Origin of the sequence: Kineococcus xinjiangensis (genome assembly GCF_002934625.1) — a bacterium.
Lineage (GTDB): Bacteria > Actinomycetota > Actinomycetes > Actinomycetales > Kineococcaceae > Kineococcus_A > Kineococcus_A xinjiangensis.
Map to the genome: position 1 here is coordinate 102,273 of NZ_PTJD01000008.1, position 18,596 is coordinate 120,868.

Annotated in this window: 14 protein-coding genes and 2 tRNA genes; 6 read left to right on the forward strand and 10 right to left on the reverse strand. The window is 74.5% G+C overall.

All coding sequences use genetic code 11. From position 1 onward, the window contains the following. Nucleotides 1–140 precede the first annotated feature (140 nt). Nucleotides 141–566: a MarR family winged helix-turn-helix transcriptional regulator gene (locus tag CLV92_RS12400; RefSeq protein WP_104433142.1), complete on the forward strand. Its 426-nt coding sequence runs from the start codon at nt 141–143 to the stop codon at nt 564–566. Between the two features lie 93 nt (nt 567–659). Here CLV92_RS12400 and clpX read toward each other — a convergent pair whose 3' ends face one another. The 5 genes from clpX to CLV92_RS12425 form a co-directional block, all read right to left on the reverse strand. Then, nucleotides 660–1,940 (reverse strand): ATP-dependent Clp protease ATP-binding subunit ClpX, encoded by a 1,281-nt coding sequence (gene clpX / locus CLV92_RS12405; RefSeq protein ID WP_104433143.1) that lies wholly within the window; start codon nt 1,938–1,940, stop codon nt 660–662. A gap of 195 nt (nt 1,941–2,135) precedes the next feature. Then, on the reverse strand, nt 2,136–2,786 hold the full coding sequence (locus CLV92_RS12410) for an ATP-dependent Clp protease proteolytic subunit (protein WP_104433144.1): 651 nt from the start codon (nt 2,784–2,786) through the stop codon (nt 2,136–2,138). 49 nt (nt 2,787–2,835) lie between these two features. Then, complete coding sequence (locus CLV92_RS12415; protein WP_245886772.1) at nt 2,836–3,450, reverse strand: ATP-dependent Clp protease proteolytic subunit; 615 nt, start codon at nt 3,448–3,450, stop codon at nt 2,836–2,838. Nucleotides 3,451–3,657: 207 nt separating this feature from the next. Beyond that, nucleotides 3,658–5,139 carry a trigger factor gene (tig, locus tag CLV92_RS12420; RefSeq protein ID WP_104433146.1) on the reverse strand — a complete coding sequence of 494 codons (1,482 nt, stop codon included), beginning with the start codon at nt 5,137–5,139 and terminating at the stop codon, nt 3,658–3,660. Between the two features lie 157 nt (nt 5,140–5,296). Further along, nucleotides 5,297–5,370, reverse strand: a tRNA-Pro gene (locus CLV92_RS12425). 145 nt (nt 5,371–5,515) lie between these two features. On the opposite strand from CLV92_RS12425, the gene CLV92_RS12430 reads away from it, so the two are divergent. Both CLV92_RS12430 and CLV92_RS12435 read left to right on the forward strand, forming a co-directional pair. Continuing rightward, nucleotides 5,516–5,589, forward strand: a tRNA-Gly gene (locus CLV92_RS12430). Between the two features lie 66 nt (nt 5,590–5,655). Then, nucleotides 5,656–6,852, forward strand: coding sequence for a glycerate kinase (locus CLV92_RS12435; protein ID WP_104433147.1), 1,197 nt, complete (start codon nt 5,656–5,658; stop codon nt 6,850–6,852). A gap of 35 nt (nt 6,853–6,887) precedes the next feature. On the opposite strand, the gene CLV92_RS12440 is transcribed toward CLV92_RS12435, so the two are convergent. From CLV92_RS12440 to CLV92_RS12450, 3 genes are all read right to left on the reverse strand, one after another. Further along, a complete protein-coding gene (locus CLV92_RS12440; protein ID WP_104433148.1) occupies nt 6,888–7,685 on the reverse strand; it encodes an Fpg/Nei family DNA glycosylase in 798 nt (265 codons plus the stop codon). A 24-nt stretch (nt 7,686–7,709) separates the two neighbouring features. Beyond that, nucleotides 7,710–8,192, reverse strand: a complete 483-nt coding sequence (locus tag CLV92_RS12445) for a ribose-5-phosphate isomerase (protein ID WP_104433235.1) — start codon at nt 8,190–8,192, stop codon at nt 7,710–7,712. 130 nt (nt 8,193–8,322) lie between these two features. After that, complete coding sequence (locus CLV92_RS12450; RefSeq protein ID WP_104433149.1) at nt 8,323–8,958, reverse strand: mycothiol-dependent nitroreductase Rv2466c family protein; 636 nt, start codon at nt 8,956–8,958, stop codon at nt 8,323–8,325. Between the two features lie 112 nt (nt 8,959–9,070). Between CLV92_RS12450 and pepN the strand changes: the two genes are divergently transcribed. Continuing rightward, a complete protein-coding gene (gene pepN / locus CLV92_RS12455) occupies nt 9,071–11,629 on the forward strand; it encodes an aminopeptidase N (protein WP_104433150.1) in 2,559 nt (852 codons plus the stop codon). A 48-nt stretch (nt 11,630–11,677) separates the two neighbouring features. Here the strand turns inward: pepN and CLV92_RS12460 are convergent, their stop codons facing one another. Both CLV92_RS12460 and malQ read right to left on the reverse strand, forming a co-directional pair. Continuing rightward, nucleotides 11,678–12,745 (reverse strand): aminotransferase class V-fold PLP-dependent enzyme, encoded by a 1,068-nt coding sequence (locus CLV92_RS12460; protein ID WP_211291090.1) that lies wholly within the window; start codon nt 12,743–12,745, stop codon nt 11,678–11,680. 52 nt (nt 12,746–12,797) lie between these two features. Then, nucleotides 12,798–14,969 (reverse strand): 4-alpha-glucanotransferase, encoded by a 2,172-nt coding sequence (malQ, locus tag CLV92_RS12465; RefSeq protein WP_245886762.1) that lies wholly within the window; start codon nt 14,967–14,969, stop codon nt 12,798–12,800. 146 nt (nt 14,970–15,115) lie between these two features. Here malQ and CLV92_RS12470 point away from each other — a divergent pair, with 146 nt between their 5' ends. Continuing rightward, nucleotides 15,116–17,323 (forward strand): prolyl oligopeptidase family serine peptidase, encoded by a 2,208-nt coding sequence (locus tag CLV92_RS12470; RefSeq protein ID WP_104433151.1) that lies wholly within the window; start codon nt 15,116–15,118, stop codon nt 17,321–17,323. Nucleotides 17,324–17,350: 27 nt separating this feature from the next. Continuing rightward, nucleotides 17,351–18,547: a mechanosensitive ion channel family protein gene (locus CLV92_RS12475; RefSeq protein WP_211291091.1), complete on the forward strand. Its 1,197-nt coding sequence runs from the start codon at nt 17,351–17,353 to the stop codon at nt 18,545–18,547. The last annotated feature ends 49 nt before the right edge of the window (nt 18,548–18,596 follow it).

Consider the following 18,596-nt stretch of genomic DNA (forward strand, 5'->3'; position numbering starts at 1 on the left):
TCTTCCGTCCTGATGCATCGCTTCGATGCATCGGCTGACCGTACCCGGTCGCGCCCACCGGAGCCAGCAGCCCCCCGGCGCGCCGCGACGAACCCCCGACGGTGACGCCCCGGCCCCGCAGCGCCCGGTACGGTCGGGACATGTCGACCCCGGCCGACCGGCTCGAGCGTGAACTGGCAGTGCTGCTCCGCAGGTCGCGGGCGATCTCACGGGACGTGGCGCGGACGGTCCACCCCGACCTCGAGCCGGAGGCGTACAGCCTGCTCATCCGCCTCGACGACGTCGGATCGGCCAGGCCCTCCGACCTCGCCGCCTTCTTCGGCATCGGCAAGCCCACCCTCAGCCGCCAGGTGCAACTGCTGGAGCGGCTCGGGCTCGTCACCCGCACCGACGACCCCTCCGACCGGCGCGCGGTCGTGCTGGCGCTGTCCGAGACCGGGCGCGCGCAGGTGCACTCCGCCCGCGAGGCCCGGCGCCGCCAGCTCCGCGAGATCATCGCCGACTGGGACGAGGCGGACGTCGAGCAGTTCGCGACGTTCCTGCACCGCCTGACCAGCGCCGTCTGACCGGCCGCGCCCGGGCAGTCCCTCCCCCGCACGCACGAGCGCCGCCGCTCCCCTCCCGGGGTGCGGCGGCGCTCGTGCGTGCGGGGACCGGCCTCAGGCCGACTTGTCCCGGCGTTCCCGGGCCTTGCGCGGCGGGGCGTCGCGCGGCACCAGGGTCGGGTTGACGTTCCTCAGGACCACCTCGCGGGTGACCACGACGCGGGCGATGTCGTCGCGCGAGGGCACGTCGAACATCACGGGGAGCAGGACCTCCTCGAGGATGGCCCGCAGGCCCCGGGCGCCGGTGCCCCGCAGGATGCCCTGCTCCGCGACCGCCTCCAGCGCGTCCTCGGTGAACTCCAGCTCGACGCCGTCCAGCTCGAACATGCGCTGGTACTGCTTCACGAGGGCGTTGCGCGGCTCGGTGAGGATGCGCACGAGCGCCTCGCGGTCCAGCGGCTCGACCGACGTGATGACGGGCAGGCGGCCGATGAACTCGGGGATGAGGCCGAACTTCATCAGGTCCTCCGGCATGACGTCGGAGAACGTGGGCGCCTCGTCCGAGCCCGTCCGCAGCTGGGCGCCGAAGCCGAGGCCGCGCTTGCCCGCGCGGGACTCGATCATCTTGTCCAGGCCGGCGAAGGCCCCGCCGACGATGAACAGGACGTTGGTCGTGTCGATCTGGATGAACTCCTGGTGCGGGTGCTTGCGCCCGCCCTGCGGCGGCACGCTCGCGGTGGTGCCCTCCAGGATCTTCAGCAGCGCCTGCTGCACCCCCTCGCCCGAGACGTCGCGCGTGATCGACGGGTTCTCGGACTTGCGGGCGATCTTGTCGACCTCGTCGATGTAGATGATGCCCGTCTCCGCCTTCTTGACGTCGTAGTCGGCGGCCTGGATGAGCTTCAGCAGGATGTTCTCGACGTCCTCGCCGACGTAGCCGGCCTCTGTCAGGGCCGTGGCGTCGGCGATCGCGAACGGGACGTTCAGCATCCGCGCCAGGGTCTGCGCCAGGTAGGTCTTGCCGCAGCCGGTGGGCCCGATGAGGAGGATGTTCGACTTCGCGATCTCGACGGGCTCCTCGCGGCTCTTCGCGGGCTCACCGACCTGGATGCGCTTGTAGTGGTTGTAGACCGCGACGGCCAGCGACCTCTTGGCAGCGGTCTGCCCGATGACGTACTGGTCGAGGAACTCGAAGATCTCGCGGGGCTTCGGCAGCTCCACGAGACCGAGGTCGTTGGCCTCGGCCAACTCCTCCTCGATGATCTCGTTGCAGAGATCGATGCACTCGTCGCAGATGTAGACGCCGGGCCCGGCGATGAGCTTCTTGACCTGCTTCTGGCTCTTGCCGCAGAACGAGCACTTCAGCAGATCGCCACCGTCTCCGATGCGTGCCACCGACGGAGTCCTTTCCTCGGTCTTCCTCGAGAGCGAGCCCCACGAGGTGGGCGAGCCCTCCTGCGCGCAGTGTCACACGACCACCACAGCGCCTCCACGGTACCCGGCGCGGAAGCGTCCACACCCCGGATGGCCCCCTCTGGAGGCACCTGGGTGGGCACTTCCGCGCCGGACCCCGCCATCAGCTACGGACGGTCACTTCAGAGGCGCGGGCTGTGACGCCTTGCGGCTCGCGAGGACCTCGTCGATCAAGCCGTAGTCGACCGCCTCGGCGGCCGTGAGGAACTTGTCGCGCTCGATGTCGGTGCGCACCTGGTCCACCGTGCGCTTCGAGTGCGCGGCGAGGGTCTCCTCCAGCCAGGAGCGCATCCGCAGGATCTCCTTGGCCTGGATCTCCAGGTCGCTGGCCTGGCCGTAGTCGCCACCCGCCATCGCCGGCTGGTGGATCAGGATGCGCGAGTTCGGCAGCGCGAACCGCTTGCCCGGCGCACCCGCGGACAGCAGCACCGCCGCCGCCGACGCCGCCTGCCCCATGCAGTACGTCTGGATGTCGGGACGGATGTACTGCATCGTGTCGTAGATCGCCGTCAGGGCCGTGAAGGAGCCGCCCGGCGAGTTGATGTACATGATGATGTCGCGCTCGGTGTCCTGGGACTCCAGCACGATCAGCTGGGCGATGACGTCGTCCGCCGAGGCGTCGTCCACCTGCACGCCGAGGAAGATGATCCGGTCCTCGAAGAGCTTGGTGTACGGGTCGCTGCGCTTCATCCCGTAGGACGTGCGCTCCTCGAACTGCGGGAGCACGTAGCGGGCGGAGGGCGGGTACATCGGGCCGTTCGACGTCATGGCGCGGATCTCCTGCGGCTGGGGGACGGCGGGGACGAGGCGGGAAGGATCAGGCACCCGTGCCGCCCCCTCCGGAGACCTCGCTGGAGCGGCCCACCACGTGGTCGATGAGCCCGTACTGGCGGGCCTCCTCGGGGCTGAACCAGCGGTCGCGGTCGGAGTCGCGCGAGATGTTCTCCACCGGCTGCCCGGTGTGCAGGGCGATGAGCTCGGCGAGCTGGTTCTTGGTGTAGATGATCTGCTCGGCGAGGATCTTGATGTCGCTGGCCGTGCCGCCCAGGCCACCGAGCGGCTGGTGCATCATGATCCGCGAGTGCGGCAGCGCCGAGCGCTTGCCCTTGGCCCCCGCGCACAGCAGGAACTGGCCCATCGAGGCCGCCAGGCCCGTGGCGATCGTCGCCACGTCCGGCTTGATGAACTGCATGGTGTCGTAGATCGCCATGCCCGCCGTCACCGAGCCGCCCGGCGAGTTGATGTAGAGGTAGATGTCCTTCTCGGGGTCCTCCGCCGCCAGCAGCAGCAGCTGCGCGCAGATGGCGTTGGCCATCTCGTCGCGGACCTCCGAGGCCAGGAAGACGATGCGCTGCTGGAGCAGCCGCTGGTAGACGTTGTCGTCGAGCCCCGTGGGGGCCGCCGGCGTGCGTGCATAGGCAGGCGCCGCCAGTCCTGGCGTGATGATCCCGTCGCTCACGATCTCTCCCGGCCCTTCCTGCAGATCGAGACTGCCCCGAGTCCTCGGGGCCGGCGGAGGGCTCCGCCGATCTGTCTCGACCCTAACGGTCCGCGTGCGGGGGGCACTCCGGGAGCCCGATCTTTTCGCTGTGGGCGCACCCGGGGCGGCAGTGCCCCGGGTGCACCCGCAGCGGCGACCTCAGGCCTTCTCGGCGTCGCCCTCGCTCGCAGCGGCGGTCTCGTCGCCGATCACGGCGTCCCCGGGGAACGGGTCGACCGTCTGGCCCTCGGGGCTGTCGGCCGCGGGCGCCTCGTCCTGGGTGCCCTCGTCCTGGGTGCCCTCGTCCTGGGTGCCCTCGTCCTGGGTGCCCTCGTCCTCGCCGGCCACACCCTCCTCGTCGTCCTCGTCGGCGCCGCCGACGAGCTCCTCGAGGTTGATCAGGTTGCCGGAGGCGTCCTTGACGGTGGCCTTCTCCATGGCGACGGCCAGCGCCTTGCGGCGGGCGACCTCGCCGATCATCGCCGGCACCTGCCCGGCGCCGTCCATGGCACGGGCGAACTCGTTCGGGTCCATCCCGTACTGCTGCGCCTGCCCGAGCAGGTACTCCACGAGCTCGGCCTGCTCCACGCGCACCTGCTCGCGCTCGGCGAGGGCGTCCAGGAGGAGCTGGCCGCGCAGCGCGACGCGCGCCTGCTCCGTCACCTCGACGCGGTGCTCGGCGTCCTCCAGGCGCTGCTCCTGCTCCAGGTGGCGGTGCACCTCCCCCTCCACGAGGGAGTCGGGCACGGGCACCTCGGTGACCTCCAGGAGGCGGGCGAGGACGCGGTCGCGGGCCTGCAGGCCCTGGGCGAACTTCTTCTGCTGCTCGACCTGCTTGGTCAGGTCGGCACGCAGCTCCTCGAGGGTGTCGAACTCGCTCGCGAGCTGGGCGAAGTCGTCGTCCGCCTCCGGCAGCACGCGCTCCTTCACCGACTGCAGGACGACCGTGATGTCGGCCTCCTGGCCGGCGCGCTCGCCACCCGCCAGCGGGGCCTTGAAGGTGCGGGTCTCCTCGGCGGAGGCGCCGATCAGGGCCTCGTCGAGACCGGGCAGCATGTTGCCGGCGCCGATCTGGTACGAGATGCCCTTGGCGCTCTCGATCTCCTCGCCGTCGATCTCGGCCCGCAGGTCGATGGAGACGAAGTCGCCGTCCTGGGCGGCGCGGTCCACGCCGGAGAGCGTGCCGAAGCGCTCGCGCAGGGAGGTCAGGCGCGCCTCGACGTCCTCGTCGGACAGCTCCAGGTCGTCGACGGAGACCTCGAGGTCCTCCAGCACGGGCAGCTCGAGGGTGGGCCGGACGTCGACCTCCACCGTGAACTTCAGGTCGCCGCCCTTGACCGGGTCCGGCACCTCCTCGACCCCGACGGTGGGCTGGCCGAGCGGGCGCAGCTCCGACTCCTCCACCGCGCGCTGGTAGAACTTCGGCAGCGCGTCGTTGACGGCCTCCTGCAGCACCGCCGCGCGGCCGTAGCGCTGGTCGATGACCCGGGGGGGCACCTTGCCCTTGCGGAAGCCGGGCACCTGGATCTGACCCGCGATGGTCTTGTAGGCGGCGTCGAGGCTCGGCTTCAGCTCGTCGTAGCCGACCTCAACGGTCAGCTTCACCCGGGTCGGGTTGAGGGTCTCGAGGTCGCTCTTCACAGCGTGGGTCTCCTGGTATCCCCGCCCGGCGGCGGAGGTCGGCTTCGGACGGCTGGTGCTCGGGCGTCTGGAAGCCGCGAAGCCCCAGCGCACCGCAGCATGCTAGCCGTCGACGAGCGCCGCGCAGAGACCCCCGGGCAGCGCGGGCCGGCCGACGTCGGGGTACCCGGATTCGAACCGGGGGCCTTCCGCTCCCAAAGCGGACGCGCTACCAAGCTGCGCCATACCCCGGTGCCCCGCTCCGGGGCGCCACCGCAAGGCTAGCGCCGCGGACCGGATAGGCTGTCCACGGCTGCACGGACCGCACAGCGTCCGCCGCCGCGGCCCGGCGACGTCCGGGGGCCGCGGGGTGGCGTGAGCCAGTGCCGGCAGTCGCGCGGGTGTAGCTCAATGGTAGAGCTCCAGTCTTCCAAACTGGTGGTGCGGGTTCGATTCCCGTCACCCGCTCCACAGCGCACCGTCGGCCTGCGGCGGGCGTCGCGCCCGCCCGGCACCGGGCTCTGACAAGCTCAGCCCGTGCCTGACTGCCGCTCCCCGTACCGCCTCGTGGTCGCGCCCGACAAGTTCAAGGGCTCCCTCACCGCCGTGCAGGTGGCCGAGCGCGTGGCCGCCGGCTTCGAGGCCGGCTTCACCCGCGCCCTGGCTCCCGGCACGGCCGTGGACCTCGCCGTCGAGCGCGTCCCGGTGGCCGACGGCGGGGAGGGCACCGTCGCCGCCGCGCTCGCCGCCGGCTGGCGCCCGCTCACCGCCACCGTCGCGGGGCCGACCGGGGAACCCGTGCGGGCCACCTGCGCCCGCTCGGGCGACGCCGCGATCGTCGAGCTGGCCGAGGCGTCCGGACTGGACCTGCTGCCCGGTGGGGTGCTGGCACCGCTTGCGGCCGGCACCCGCGGCACCGGGGAGCTGCTCCTCGCCGCCCTGGACGACGGCGCCCGCGAGGTCGTCCTCGCCGTCGGCGGCAGCGCCTCCACCGACGGCGGCGCCGGGCTGCTCGCCGCCTGCGGTGCGCGGCTGCTCGACGAGCGCGGGGAGGAGCTGCCCGACGGCGGGGGCGCGCTCGCCGCGCTGGAGCGCGTCGACCTCGCGGGCCTCGACCCCCGCCTGGCCTCGGTGCGCACCGTGCTGGCCGCCGACGTCGACAACCCGCTGCTCGGCCCGCGCGGGGCGGCCGCGGTCTTCGGGCCGCAGAAGGGCGCCTCGCCCGAGGACGTCGCGCTGCTGGAGACGGGCCTCGCCCGCTTCGCCGCCGCCCTGAGCGCCGCCGGTGCCCCCGACGCCCGCGCCCTGCCCGGCGCCGGCGCGGCCGGCGGCACCGGGCTGGTGGCCCTCGGGGTGCTGCGCGGCCGGCGGCGGCCCGGCATCGACGTCGTCCTGGAGCTGACGCGGTTCGCGGAGCGCGCCGCGGGCGCCGACCTCGTCGTCACCGGGGAGGGCAGCTTCGACGAGCAGTCGCTCGGCGGGAAGACCCCCGTGGGCGTCGCGCTCGCCGCCGCCCGGCTGGGCGTCCCCGTGGTGGCGATGAGCGGCCGGCGTGCGCTGGAGGAGCGGCAGTGGCGCGCGGCCGGGTTCGCCGGCGCGCACGCCCTCACCGACCTGGAGCCGGAACCCGCCCGGTGCATCGCCGAGGCCGGCCCGCTGCTGGAGCGCCTCGCGGCCGGTCTCGGCGAGCGCACGGCGCGCGAGCTGACCTCGCGGCCGTGCCCGCAGGGGTGAGCGGGCGCGTCAGCGCACCGGGCTGAGCGCGCCCGTCAGCGCGGCTGGCAGCCGGGGCACCAGTTGAGGTGGCGGGTGGCCATCAGCTCGTGCGCGACCGCCTCGCCGCACGCCCGGCACGGCTCCCCGGTGCGGCGGAAGACGTAGAAGCGCTCGCCCCGCCCCGGCACAGCGCGGGCGAGCTCGCGGTCCTGCGGCCGCGTCGTCTCGATGCGGCCCTCCTCGTAGCTGGTGCGCATCAGCAGGACGAGGTCCTCCCAGATGCGGCCCCACTCCTCGCGGGTCAGGTCCCGGCCCGGACGGTGGGGCGAGACGCCCACCCGGAAGAGCACCTCCGCCCGGTAGATCGCCCCGACGCCGGAGACGACGTCCTGCTGCATCAGCAGGACCCCGACGCTGGTGCGGGAGCGGCTGATGCGGGCCCAGGCGAGGTCGGGGTCGGCGTCCGCCCGCAACGGGTCGGGCCCCAGCCGCTCGTGGACCCGCCGCGCCCCCGCCTCGTCGAGCACCTCGCAGGCCGTCGGACCGCGCAGCTCCGCCCACCCCCCGGGGCCCTGCAGGCGCACCCGCACGGCCCCACGGGGTTGCGGAGGCGTGCCCTCGCCCGTGGTCCAGGACCCGTACAGGCCCAGGTGCACGTGCAGCCACCGCTCCTGTGCGAAGCGCAGCAGCAGGTGCTTGCCGTGGGCGTCGGCCTCCTCCAGGACCCGGGAGTCGAGGAGGGCGGCGCCCGCCTCGAACCGGCCCTGCGGACTGTCCACGCGGACGGCGCGCCCGGCGAACCGGGCACGCATCTCGTCGGCGTTGCGGTGGACGACGTTCCCCTCAGGCACCGCTCGCCTCAGGCACCGCTCACCTCAGGCCCGCGCCTCACCGGGCAGCGGGGGCAGCTCGCCGCTCGCCTCGAAGTCGCTGATCATGGCGATGCGGCGGATGTGGCGCGGGTCGTCCGAGAACGGGGTGGAGACGAAGGCCTCCGCGATCTGCGCGGCGGTGGCGGCGTCGTGCATCCGCGCGCCGATGCCCACGACCTGCGCGTCGTTGTGCTCGCGCGCGAGCTTCGCCGTCTCCACCGACCAGGCCAGGGCGGCGCGGATCCCCGGCACGGCGTTGGCGGCGATCTGCTCGCCGTTGCCGGAGCCGCCGATGACGATCCCGAGGCTGCCGGGCTCGTCTGCCACGGCCTTCGCGGCCCGCAGGCAGAACGGGGGGTAGTCGTCGACCGCGTCGTACTCGAGGGCCCCGTGGTCGACCACGTCGTGGCCGAGGGAGCGCAGGTGCTCCACGAGGTGCTGCTTGAGCTCGAAGCCCGCGTGGTCGGTGCCGATGTGAACGCGCATGACCACAGCTTCCCAGGCCGCTCCCGGCGACGCCCGGAGGGGATGCCCCTCCGGGCGTCGGGCGCCCCCGGGCCGGGGCGGCGCCGCGGGCCGGCGGAGGGGTGCCCGCGGCCCACGGCGGCCAGCCGGCTCAGTCGAAGACGGGGCCCTGGGTCCGGGTGCGCTTCAGCTCGAAGAAGCCCGGGGTGCCCGCGACGAGCACGCAGCCGTCCCACAGGCGGCCCGCGGCCTCGCCCTTCGGCGCGGGCGTCACGACGGGGCCGAAGAACGCGACGCCGCCGAACGCCACGACCGGCGTGCCGACGTCCTCGCCGACCTTGCCGATGCCCTCCGCGTGCGAGGCGCGCAGCTGCTCGTCGTAGGTGTCGGCGTGCGCGTGGCGGGCCAGCTCCGCCGGCAGGCCGACCTCCTCCAGCGCGGCGGCGACGACGCGGTCGAAGTCGTCGTCCCCGCCGGGGTGGATGCGGGTGCCCATCGCGGTGTAGAGCGGCAGCACCACGTCGTCGCCGTGCTCGGCGCGCGCGGCGGTGACCACGCGCACGGGGCCCCAGCCCTTGTCCATGAGGGTGCGGTACTCCTCGGGCAGGTCCCTGCCCTCGTTGAGCACCGAGAGGCTCATGACGTGCCAGCGCACGTCGATGTCGCGCACCCGCTCGACCTCCAGCATCCAGCGGGAGGTCATCCAGGCCCAGGGGCACAGGGGGTCGAACCAGAAGTCCGCGACCTGCCGGCCACCGGCTCCGCTCGTCTGCGGCTCACTCGTCATGGGTCCATCCTGCGCCGTGCCGCCGCGGCGCACTCCCCCGGCCCCGCGAGGCGCCCCGGCCCCGCGGAGATCAGCGTGGGAGCATGGGCGGACCCACAGGAAGGAAGCAACGGTGCCCGGTGAGAACCTGACGCGCTCGGAGGCCCGGGAGCGCGCGGCCCTCGTCTCCGTCGAGAGCTACGACATCGACCTCGACCTCACGACCGGCCCGGAGACGTTCCGCTCGCGCACGACCGTCCGCTTCCGCAGTCGCCCCGGCGCCTCCACCTTCATCGACCTCCTCAGCGCCGCGGTGCACGAGGTGCGCCTCAACGGCCGCGCCCTGGACCCGGCCGCGGTCTCCGACGGCACCCGCATCGCCCTCGACGACCTCGCCGAGGACAACGAGCTGCTCGTGGTCGCCGACTGCCGGTACATGAACACGGGCGAGGGCCTGCACCGCTTCGTCGACCCGGTCGACGACGAGGTCTACCTCTACTCGCAGTTCGAGGTCGCCGACTCCCGCCGCGTCTACGCGGTGTTCGAGCAGCCGGACCTGAAGGCGACGTTCGCCTTCGCGGTCACGGCGCCCGCGCACTGGACCGTCGTCTCCAACAGCGCGACGCCGAAGGCCGAGCCCCTCGAGGCCGGGCGCTCGCGCTGGACCTTCGAGCCGACGCCGCGGCTGTCGTCCTACGTGACGGCCGTCATCGCGGGCCCGTACCACGCGGTGCGCTCGGAGCTGACCAGCTCCGACGGGCGCACCATCCCCCTGTCGGTCATGTGCCGGCGCTCCCTCGCGCAGCACCTCGACGCCGAGGAGATCTTCGACGTCACCCGCCGGGGCTTCGAGTTCTTCGAACGCATCTTCGAGCTGCCCTACCCCTTCGGCACCTACGACCAGATCTTCGTGCCGGAGTTCAACGCGGGCGCCATGGAGAACGCGGGCGCCGTGACGTTCGTGGAGTCCTACGTCTTCCGCTCCAAGGTCAGCGAGGCCCTCGTCGAGCGGCGGGCCATCACGGTCCTGCACGAGCTGGCACACATGTGGTTCGGCGACCTGGTGACGATGCGCTGGTGGAACGACCTGTGGCTCAACGAGTCCTTCGCCGAGTTCGCCAGCACCCTCGCCGCGGCCGAGGCGACCCGCTGGAGCGGCGCCTGGACCACCTTCAACAGCCTGGAGAAGTCCTGGGCGCTGCGGCAGGACCAGCTGCCCACGACCCACCCGATCGTCGCGGAGATCAACGACCTCGAGGACGTCGAGGTCAACTTCGACGGCATCACCTACGCCAAGGGCGCGTCGGTCCTCAAGCAGCTCGTCGCCTACGTCGGCCGTGAGGAGTTCCTGGCCGGGGTGCGGGCGTACTTCCGGCGCCACGCCTGGGGCAACACCGAGCTGGCCGACCTGCTCACCGAGCTGGAGGCCACCTCCGGGCGGGACCTGAAGGGCTGGGCCGCGGAGTGGCTGGAGACGGCCGGCGTCGCGACGCTGCGCCCGGAGGTGGAGGTGGACGCCGACGGGGTCATCACCTCCGCGCGGGTCCTGCAGCAGGCCACCGCCGAGCACCCGCACCTGCGCACGCACCGGATGGCCGTCGGCTGCTACGACCTCGTCGACGGGCAGCTGCGCCGCACCCAGCGCGTCGAGCTGGACGTCTCCGGTGAGAGCACGGAGCTGAGCGAGCTCGTGGGGCGCCGCCGCCCGGACCTGCTGCTCGTCAACGACGAGGACCTCGCCTACGCGAAGATCCGCCTCGACGAGCACTCCCTCGCCACGGCCGTGCGCCACCTCGACGACTTCGCCGACCCGCTGGCCCGCTCCCTCGTCGCAGCGGCGGCCTGGGACATGACCCGCGACGGGGAGCTGCCCGCCCGCGCCTACGTGGAGATCCTCACCGCGCTGCTGGCCGGCGACGGCGCCCGCGGCGACTCCACGGTGCTGATGGTCCTGCTGCGCCAGCTCGCCACGACCGTGCAGCTGTTCACCACCCCGGAGCACCAGGAGGAGCTGGCCGCCCGCACCGCCACGACCCTGCTGGAGGTGCTGCGCGGCGCCCCGCCGGGCAGCGACGTCCAGCTGCAGCTCGCGCGGGCGTTCGCCTCCGCCGCGCGCAGCGAGGAGCACCTCGCCGTGCTGCGCGGGCTGCTGGACGGCTCCGAGGAGCTGTCGGGCCTGGTGGTGGACACCGACATGCGCTGGGACCTGCTGACGGGCCTGGCCGCCGGCGGCGCGGCCGGCGAGGCGGAGATCGAGGCCGAACTGGCCCGCGACCGCACCGCCACCGGGCAGCGGGCGGCCACCGCGGCCCGCGCCTCCCGTCCGACGCGGGAGGCGAAGGACGAGGCGTGGCGGGAGGTCGTCGAGCGTGGCCAGCTGCCCAACGCGCTGCAGGCCGCGGTGATCACCGGCTTCGGGCGGGTGCACGACCCCGAGCTGCTGCGCCCCTACGTGGAGCCGTACTTCGCGGCCCTGCGGCGGGTGTGGGCGGAGCGCACCAACGAGATGGCCCAGCAGATCGTCACGGGCATGTACCCGGCGCGGCTGGTGGAGCAGGAGCTGCTGGAGCGCACCGACGCGTGGCTGGAGGCCGAGACCGACGCCCCGCCCGCGCTGCGGCGCCTCGTGCTGGAGAACCGCGACGCCGTGGCCCGTTCGCTGCGGGCGCGCGAACGCGACCGGCTGGGCTGACGCAGCCGCCCGCGCGGCGGGGCGCGTCGGGCCGGCAGGGCGGTCGGCTCAGCGCGCCCGGAGGGCGGTGGCGGCCAGTTCGACGTCCTCCTCGTCGTTCCACCAGTGGAACGCCAGCCGGACCCGGCCCCCGCGCAGCGACGTCCGCAGCCCCGCGGCGGCGAGCGCCGCACGTGCCGCCTCGGAGGCCGGGACGCTCACGACGGCGGACCCGGCGGGCGGGGAGCCCAGGGCCTGCAGCAGCGCGTCGGCGAGACGCACGTCGTGGGCGTGCACCGCCTCGACGCCGAGCGCGAGGGCGGTCTCCAGCGCGGGGACGGCCCCTGCCCAGGCGGCCCAGGCGGGCGCGACGTCGAAGCGGCGCGCGTCGGGGCGCAGCCGCGGCGGCCAGCCGTAGAAGGGGTCGCTGCCCTCGGCTGCGGCCCGGGCGGCGGCGGCCGAGGGCCGCAGCTCGGCGAGTGCGCGTTCGCCGAAGGTGGTGAGGCAGGCGCCCCGCGGTGCGGGCACCCACTTGTAGAGGGACGTCACGGTCACGTCGGCGGTATCGGCGCGCAGCGGTAGCCAGCCCACGGCCTGGGTGGTGTCCAGCAGCACGCGGGCACCGGCCTCCGCGGCCGCTGCCCGCAGCCGGGCGAGGTCCAGCACGCGACCGTCCGCGGACTGCACGGCGCTGACCGCCACCCAGTCGTGGCGGCCTGCGGCGAGGACCTCCGGCAGGTGCGCCAGGGGCGCGGTCTCCACCCGGACGCCGCGGTGCGCGTGCGCGGCGAAGGGCCAGGTGAGGGAGGTGTAGTCGCCCTCGGCGCAGAGGACCCGGCCGCCGTCGGGGACGCAGGCGGCGACCACGCCCACCGCGACGGAGGCCTGCGACCCGGCCGCCACCCGGTCCGGGGTCGTCGCCAGCAGCCGGGCGAACAGCCCCCGGGCGCGCTCGACGAGGGCCACGGCCTCCTCCGGGCCGAGCCGCCCGCCGGCCCAGGCCGCCAGGGCGTTCTGGACCGCGGCCAGCACCGCCTGCGAGGGCAGGCCGGTGCTGGCGGTGGCCAGGTAGCCGCGGCGCGCGGCCACCGTGGAGGCGGCCGCGGCCAGCGCGGCGGTGGGGTCCGGGGTGGTCACGACGCGACCCTACGGGCGGCGCGCGGACGGGGGCTCCCCACCGGCGCGGCGGTCAGGACCGCCGCGCCGCCGCCTGCGCCATCGTCTCCGACACCGCCCGCGCCAGCGACGCCGCGCGCTCGTTGCCGGGCAGGTCGTCCACGAGCACGACCTTCCCCTCGGAGTCGGTCAGCGGCATCCGCCAGTTCGGGTACTCCAGGGCCGTGCCGGGCTGGTTCTGCGTGCGCCGGTCTCCGACCGCGTCGACGAGCGCGACCCCCACCATGCGCGCCGGGGCGAGGGCGATGTGCCGGTGCAGGGCCTCCACGACCTCCTGCTCCCCCGCGCCCTCGGCGAGCAGGCCCTCCTCGCGCAGCAGCGCCAGCACGCTCTCCTGCTCGGCTCGGTCGGCGGCGTGCTCCTCCTCGGCGGGCCGGGTCAGCAGCCCCAGCCGCTCGCGCAGCTTGACGTGCTCGCCGGCCAGGTAACCGGCTGTCGGGGGCAGGTCGTGCACGGTCACGCTGGCCAGCGCCAGCTCCCGGTAGTCCTCGGGCGGCGTCGGCCGGCCGCTGTCCCAGTCCCGCTCGAACCACAGCACGGCGCTGCCGAGGATGCCGCGTTCGGACAGGTAGCGCCGCACCCAGGGCTCGACGGTGCCGAGGTCCTCGCCGATGACGACGGCGCCGGCCCGGTGCGCCTCCAGGGCGAGGATGCCGATCATCGCCTCGTGGTCGTAGCGGACGTAGGTGCCGTTCTGCGGCCCCTGCCCGGCCGGCACCCACCACAGGCGGAAGAGGCCGAGGACGTGGTCGACGCGCAGGCCACCGGCGTGGCGCAGGATGGTGCGGACCATGTCGCGGAAGGGCGCGTAGGCCAGCTCGGCGAGCCGGTCGGGGCGCCACGGCGGCTGGCTCCAGTCCTGGCCCTGCTGGTTGAAGGCGTCCGGGGGCGCGCCGACGCTCACGCCGCGCGCGAGGACGTCGCCGAGAGCCCACACGTCGGCGCCCTCGGGGTGCACCCCGACGGCGAGGTCGTGGACGATCCCGACGGGCATGCCCGCCGCGGTGGCGGTGGCCTGGGCGTCCTCGAGCTGCTCGTCGGCCACCCACTGCAGCCAGCGGTGGAACTCGACGCGGTCCGCGAGCTGCTCGGCGAGCTCCGCGACGGCGGGCGAGGTGGGGTCGGCGTACTCCTGCGGCCACTGCGACGCCGGCAGGCCGAGGCGCTCGGCGAGGGCGCACCAGGTGGCGAAGCCGGTGAGGCCGGGGTCCTCGGTGGCGACGTACTCGCGGAAGGCGGCCTCGCGGGCGCCGCTGCGGGGGTGGGCGAAGACGATCTCCAGGGCCTGCCGCTTGGCCGCCCAGACCGCGTCGCGGTCGATCTCCCCGGGGCTGCCGTTGGCCTTGCGCAGCTCCTTGGCGCACTTGCGCAGCTCGGCCTGCGCCTTGGCGGGCAGGTAGGCGCTCTCGCGGACGTCCTCCACCCGGATGTAGATGGGGTTGACGAACCGACGGGTGACGGGCAGGTACGGCGACGCCTCCATGGGCCCGACGGGCTGCGCGGCGGCGAGGGGGTTGACGAGCACCCAGCCGGCGCCCTGCTCCCGCCCGGCCCAGGAGGTGAGCTCCATGAGGTCGGCGATGTCGCCGAAGCCCCAGGAGGCCCTCGATCGCACGGAGTACAGCTGCGTCATGTAGCCCCAGGCGCGGCCGCCGGGCTCCCCGAGGACGCCCGGCAGCGGGAGCACGTCCGGGGTGATGACCAGCGGCGTGCGGGCCTCCGCGTCACCGCTGCGGGCGACGAGCGCGTGCCAGCCCAGGGGCAGGTCGTCGGGGACCTCGAAGGTGGCGCGGCCGGTGAGGACGCCGTCGACGTGCCGGGGGTCCACCCAGCGGTCGAGCTGGCGCAGGGGGGCCTCGCCGGCCCCGCCCTCCAGCTCGACGCGCACGTCGACGGGGGCGCCGTGCACGACGTGGACGGGGACGTCGACGGTGCGCCCCTCGCGCACGACGACCACGGGGGGCAGCATCCGCCGCCACGGCCGCTGCCGGACCTCGGCGAGGGCGTCGGCCGCCGCGTCCGGTGTGGAGGCGTCCACTCCGAGCGCCGCGAGCACGGCGACCACGGTCGCTGCGGACACGTCGCTGGCTTGTCCCTGCCAGTCCGTGAAGGAGGTGGCTACCCCCAGGGCCTCGGCGAGGTCGCGCAGTTGCGGGGTCAGGGTGGGCTGGCTGTCCTGCGACACGATCAGGAACTCTGCCAGAGGCCGTGGGCGACGGCTTCCCGAGGTCCGCCACGACGCGCTGATCCCTGCCCCACGCAGCGCGATGATGAGACCGGTTCCCGACAAGCCGGGCGGGCGGGCACCGCTGCGCTGCCTAGGGTGGGGGCATGGACAGCCCGACTGCCACGACCGGAGCCCCCACCCCTCCCCCGGCCCCGCGCCTGGACCTCGTGGAGGAGCTGCACGGGCAGCCCGTCGCCGACCCCTACCGGTGGCTGGAGGACGCCGACGACCCGCGCACCGTCGCGTGGTCCGCGGCCCAGGACCGGCTCTTCGACGCCTACGCCGCGGCGCTGCCGGCCCGCGACGCCGTGGCCGAACGCGTCCGCCGGCTGATGTCCACCGGGTCGGTGGGCGCCCCCGTGCACCGCGGCGAGCGCGTCTTCCGCACCCGCCGGACCCCCGAGCAGGAGCTGTCCGTGCTCGTCGTGACCGAGGGGGGCGAGGAGCGCGTCCTCGTCGACCCCCTGGCGCTCGACCCGGCCGGCACCACCACCCTCGACGCGTGGCGCCCGGACGCCGAGGGCCGCCTGCTGGCCTACCAGCTCTCCGAGGGCGGCACGGAGGAGAGCGCCCTGCGCGTCCTCGACGTCGCCACCGGCGAGGTCGTCGACGGTCCCGTCGACCGCACCCGCTACTCGCCCGTGGCGTGGCTGCCGGCCGCCGAGGGCGAGGCGCCCGCCTTCTACTACGTGCGCCGCCTCGCGCCGGAGCTGCTGCCGGAGGACGAGCGGCAGTACCACCGCCGGGTCTACCTCCACCGCGTCGGCACGGACCCGGCCGAGGACGTCGAGGTGTTCGGCGCGGGGATGTCGAAGACCAACTACTACGGCGTGTGGACCTCCCGCGACGGGCGCTGGCTCGTCGTGACCGCCTCCGACGGCACCGCTCCCCGCAACGACGTGTGGCTCGCGGACCTGGCCGCCACCGGCCCCGCCGCACCGCGGCTGCGGGAGGTCGTCACCGGCCGCGACGCCCAGAGCAGCGCCTGGGTGGGGCGCGACGGGCGGCTGTACGTGTTCACCGACCTCGACGCCCCCCGCGGCCGCCTCGCCGTCGCGGACCCCGAGCAGCCCGGCCCCGAGCACTGGCGGGACCTGGTCCCGCAGTCCCCCGACGCCGTGCTCGACGACGTGGCGCTGCTCGACGGGGAGGAGATGCGGCTGGCGGGGCGGGAGCCGCTGCTGGTCGTGGGCTGGACCCGGCACGCGGTGTCGGAGATCACCGTGCACTCCCTGGCCTCCGGCGAGCGCCTGCCGGGTGGGCGCGGCACCGTCTCGCTGCCCGGGGTCGGCACGATCGGCGGGCTCCTGGCGCGCCCCGAGGGCGGGCACGAGGTGTGGTTCGCCCACACCGACACCACCACGCCGGCGAAGGTGTGGCGCTTCGACGGCCGGGACGGCTCCCTCGCGCTGGAGGCCGAGCCCCCCGGGGCCGTGGAGGTGCCCGACGTCGTCAGCCGCCTGGTGGACTTCCCCGGCGCCGACGGCACGACGGTCCGCATGCTGGTCGTCGCCCGCGCCGACTCCCTGGCGGCGGACGGCTCCCCGCTGGCCCCCGCCCCGGCCATCCTCTACGGCTACGGCGGCTTCGGGATCAGCCTCAGCCCGCACTACTCCCCCGAGGCGCTGGCGTGGGTGGAGGCGGGCGGCGTCCACGTCGTGGCCAACCTGCGCGGCGGCGGCGAGGAGGGCGAGGAGTGGCACCGCGCCGGCATGCGCGGGTCCAAGCAGAACGTCTTCGACGACCTGCACGCGGCCGCGCGGGCGCTCGTCGCGGGCGGCTGGACGACGCCCGCGCAGCTGTGCATCGAGGGCGGCTCCAACGGGGGCCTGCTGGTCGGGGCGGCGCTGACGCAGGAGCCGGGCCTGTACCGTGCTGTGGTCTGCTCCGCTCCGCTGCTGGACATGGTCCGCTACGAGCTGCACGGCCTGGGCGCGACGTGGAGCGACGAGTACGGCAGCGCGGCGGTCCCCGAGGAGTTCGGCTGGCTGCTGGCCTACTCCCCGTACCACCGCGTGAGCGAGGGCACCGCGTACCCGGCGGTGCTGTTCACGGTCTTCGACAGCGACACCCGCGTGGACCCGCTGCACGCCCGCAAGCTGTGCGCGGCGCTGCAGCACGCCACGTCGTCGCAGCACCCGGTGCTGCTGCGGCGGGAGAAGGACGTCGGCCACGGCGCCCGCTCCCTGTCGCGGTCGGTGGCCCTGCTGCGCGACACCCTCTCGTTCGCGGCCGCGGAGACCGGGCTGGACCTCACGGCCCGCCGCCCCGCCCCGAACGATCCCGCCCCGAACGATCCCGCACCCGTCTGACGACCGACCGAGGAGGAGCCGCCCGTCGTGACCCTTGCACCCACGCTCATGCCCACCCCGCCGAAGCCGCCCGGCCCGGCCGCCGAACCGGAGTCCGCCGAGTCCGTCGAGCCCGCCGAGGCCCTCGGGGCCCTCAAGGCCGAGGTGGTCGGCGAGGAGTGCGTCCGGGGCGAGACCAGCGTCTGCGGTTACGTCTACGACTGGACCGACAACGAGCTGGTCGGACGCATCGCCGGGATCCTCGTCGACTGGCCCTTCAAGATCGCGCTGATCCTGCTGATCGGCTTCGTGGTCCGCTACCTGCTGATGCGGGTGATCGACCGCGTCACGACGAGCATCAGCGAGGGCGCGGAACGCCTCGGCGGCGGGCGGCGCAACCCCCTGCTGGACTCGAGCCCGCTGCTGTCGGAGCGGCGCAACCAGCGCGCCCGCACCATCGGCTCGGTGCTCAAGAGCGTCGTCACCCTGCTCGTGGCGGTCACCGCAGGCCTCATGGTGCTGGACACGATCGGGCTGCCCATCGGCCCGTTCCTGGCCTCGGCGGGGATCGCCGGTGTGGCGCTCGGCTTCGGCGCGCAGAGCCTCGTCAAGGACTTCCTCTCCGGCATCTTCATGCTCGCCGAGGACCAGTACGGCGTCGGCGACGTCGTCGACGTGGGCGACGCCTCCGGCACGGTCGAGGCGGTCGGCCTGCGCGTGACGCGGCTGCGCGACGTCAACGGCACCGTCTGGTACGTCCGCAACGGCGAGATCCTGCGGGTGGGCAACCAGAGCCAGGGCTGGGCGCGGGCCGTGCTCGACGTCGCCGTCGCCTACGAGGAGGACGTCGCCCGCGTCAGCGACCTGCTGGAGCGCATCGGCCGGCGCCTGGCCGAGGACGAGGACTGGAAGGACCTCGTCCTGGAGGAGCCGGAGGTGTGGGGCGTGGAGCAGATGGCCCCGGACTCCGTCGTCCTCCGCGTCGTGGTCAAGACCGCGCCGCTGGAGCAGTGGAAGGTCGCCCGCGAGATGCGCCGGCGGATCAAGGCGGCGTTCGACGCGGAGGGCATCGAGTTCCCCTTCCCGCAGCGCACGGTGTGGCTGCGGCAGGCGGAGCCGGGCGGGGCGCACCCGCCGGTGCAGCACACCGGCGACTCGGCCGAGGCGGCGCCCGCCCAGCCGCCGCCGTCCGGGGAGTCGCGCGTGGCCAAGGACCTCGACGCCGCGGCGGCCCGGGGCCTGTAGGACGCGCTCGCCGCGGTTGCGCTCGCCGTGGCTCCCCCGCGCTCGCACA

Bases quoted from the DNA above. Each gene is read 5' to 3' on its own strand.
- CLV92_RS12400 (WP_104433142.1), top strand. From the start codon at position 141: ATGTCGACCCCGGCCGACCGGCTCGAGCGTGAACTGGCAGTGCTGCTC.
- CLV92_RS12410 (WP_104433144.1), bottom strand. From the start codon at position 2,786: ATGACGTCGAACGGCCCGATGTACCCGCCCTCCGCCCGCTACGTGCTC.
- CLV92_RS12445 (WP_104433235.1), bottom strand. From the start codon at position 8,192: ATGCGCGTTCACATCGGCACCGACCACGCGGGCTTCGAGCTCAAGCAG.
- CLV92_RS12450 (WP_104433149.1), bottom strand. From the start codon at position 8,958: ATGACGAGTGAGCCGCAGACGAGCGGAGCCGGTGGCCGGCAGGTCGCG.
- CLV92_RS12470 (WP_104433151.1), top strand. From the start codon at position 15,116: ATGGACAGCCCGACTGCCACGACCGGAGCCCCCACCCCTCCCCCGGCC.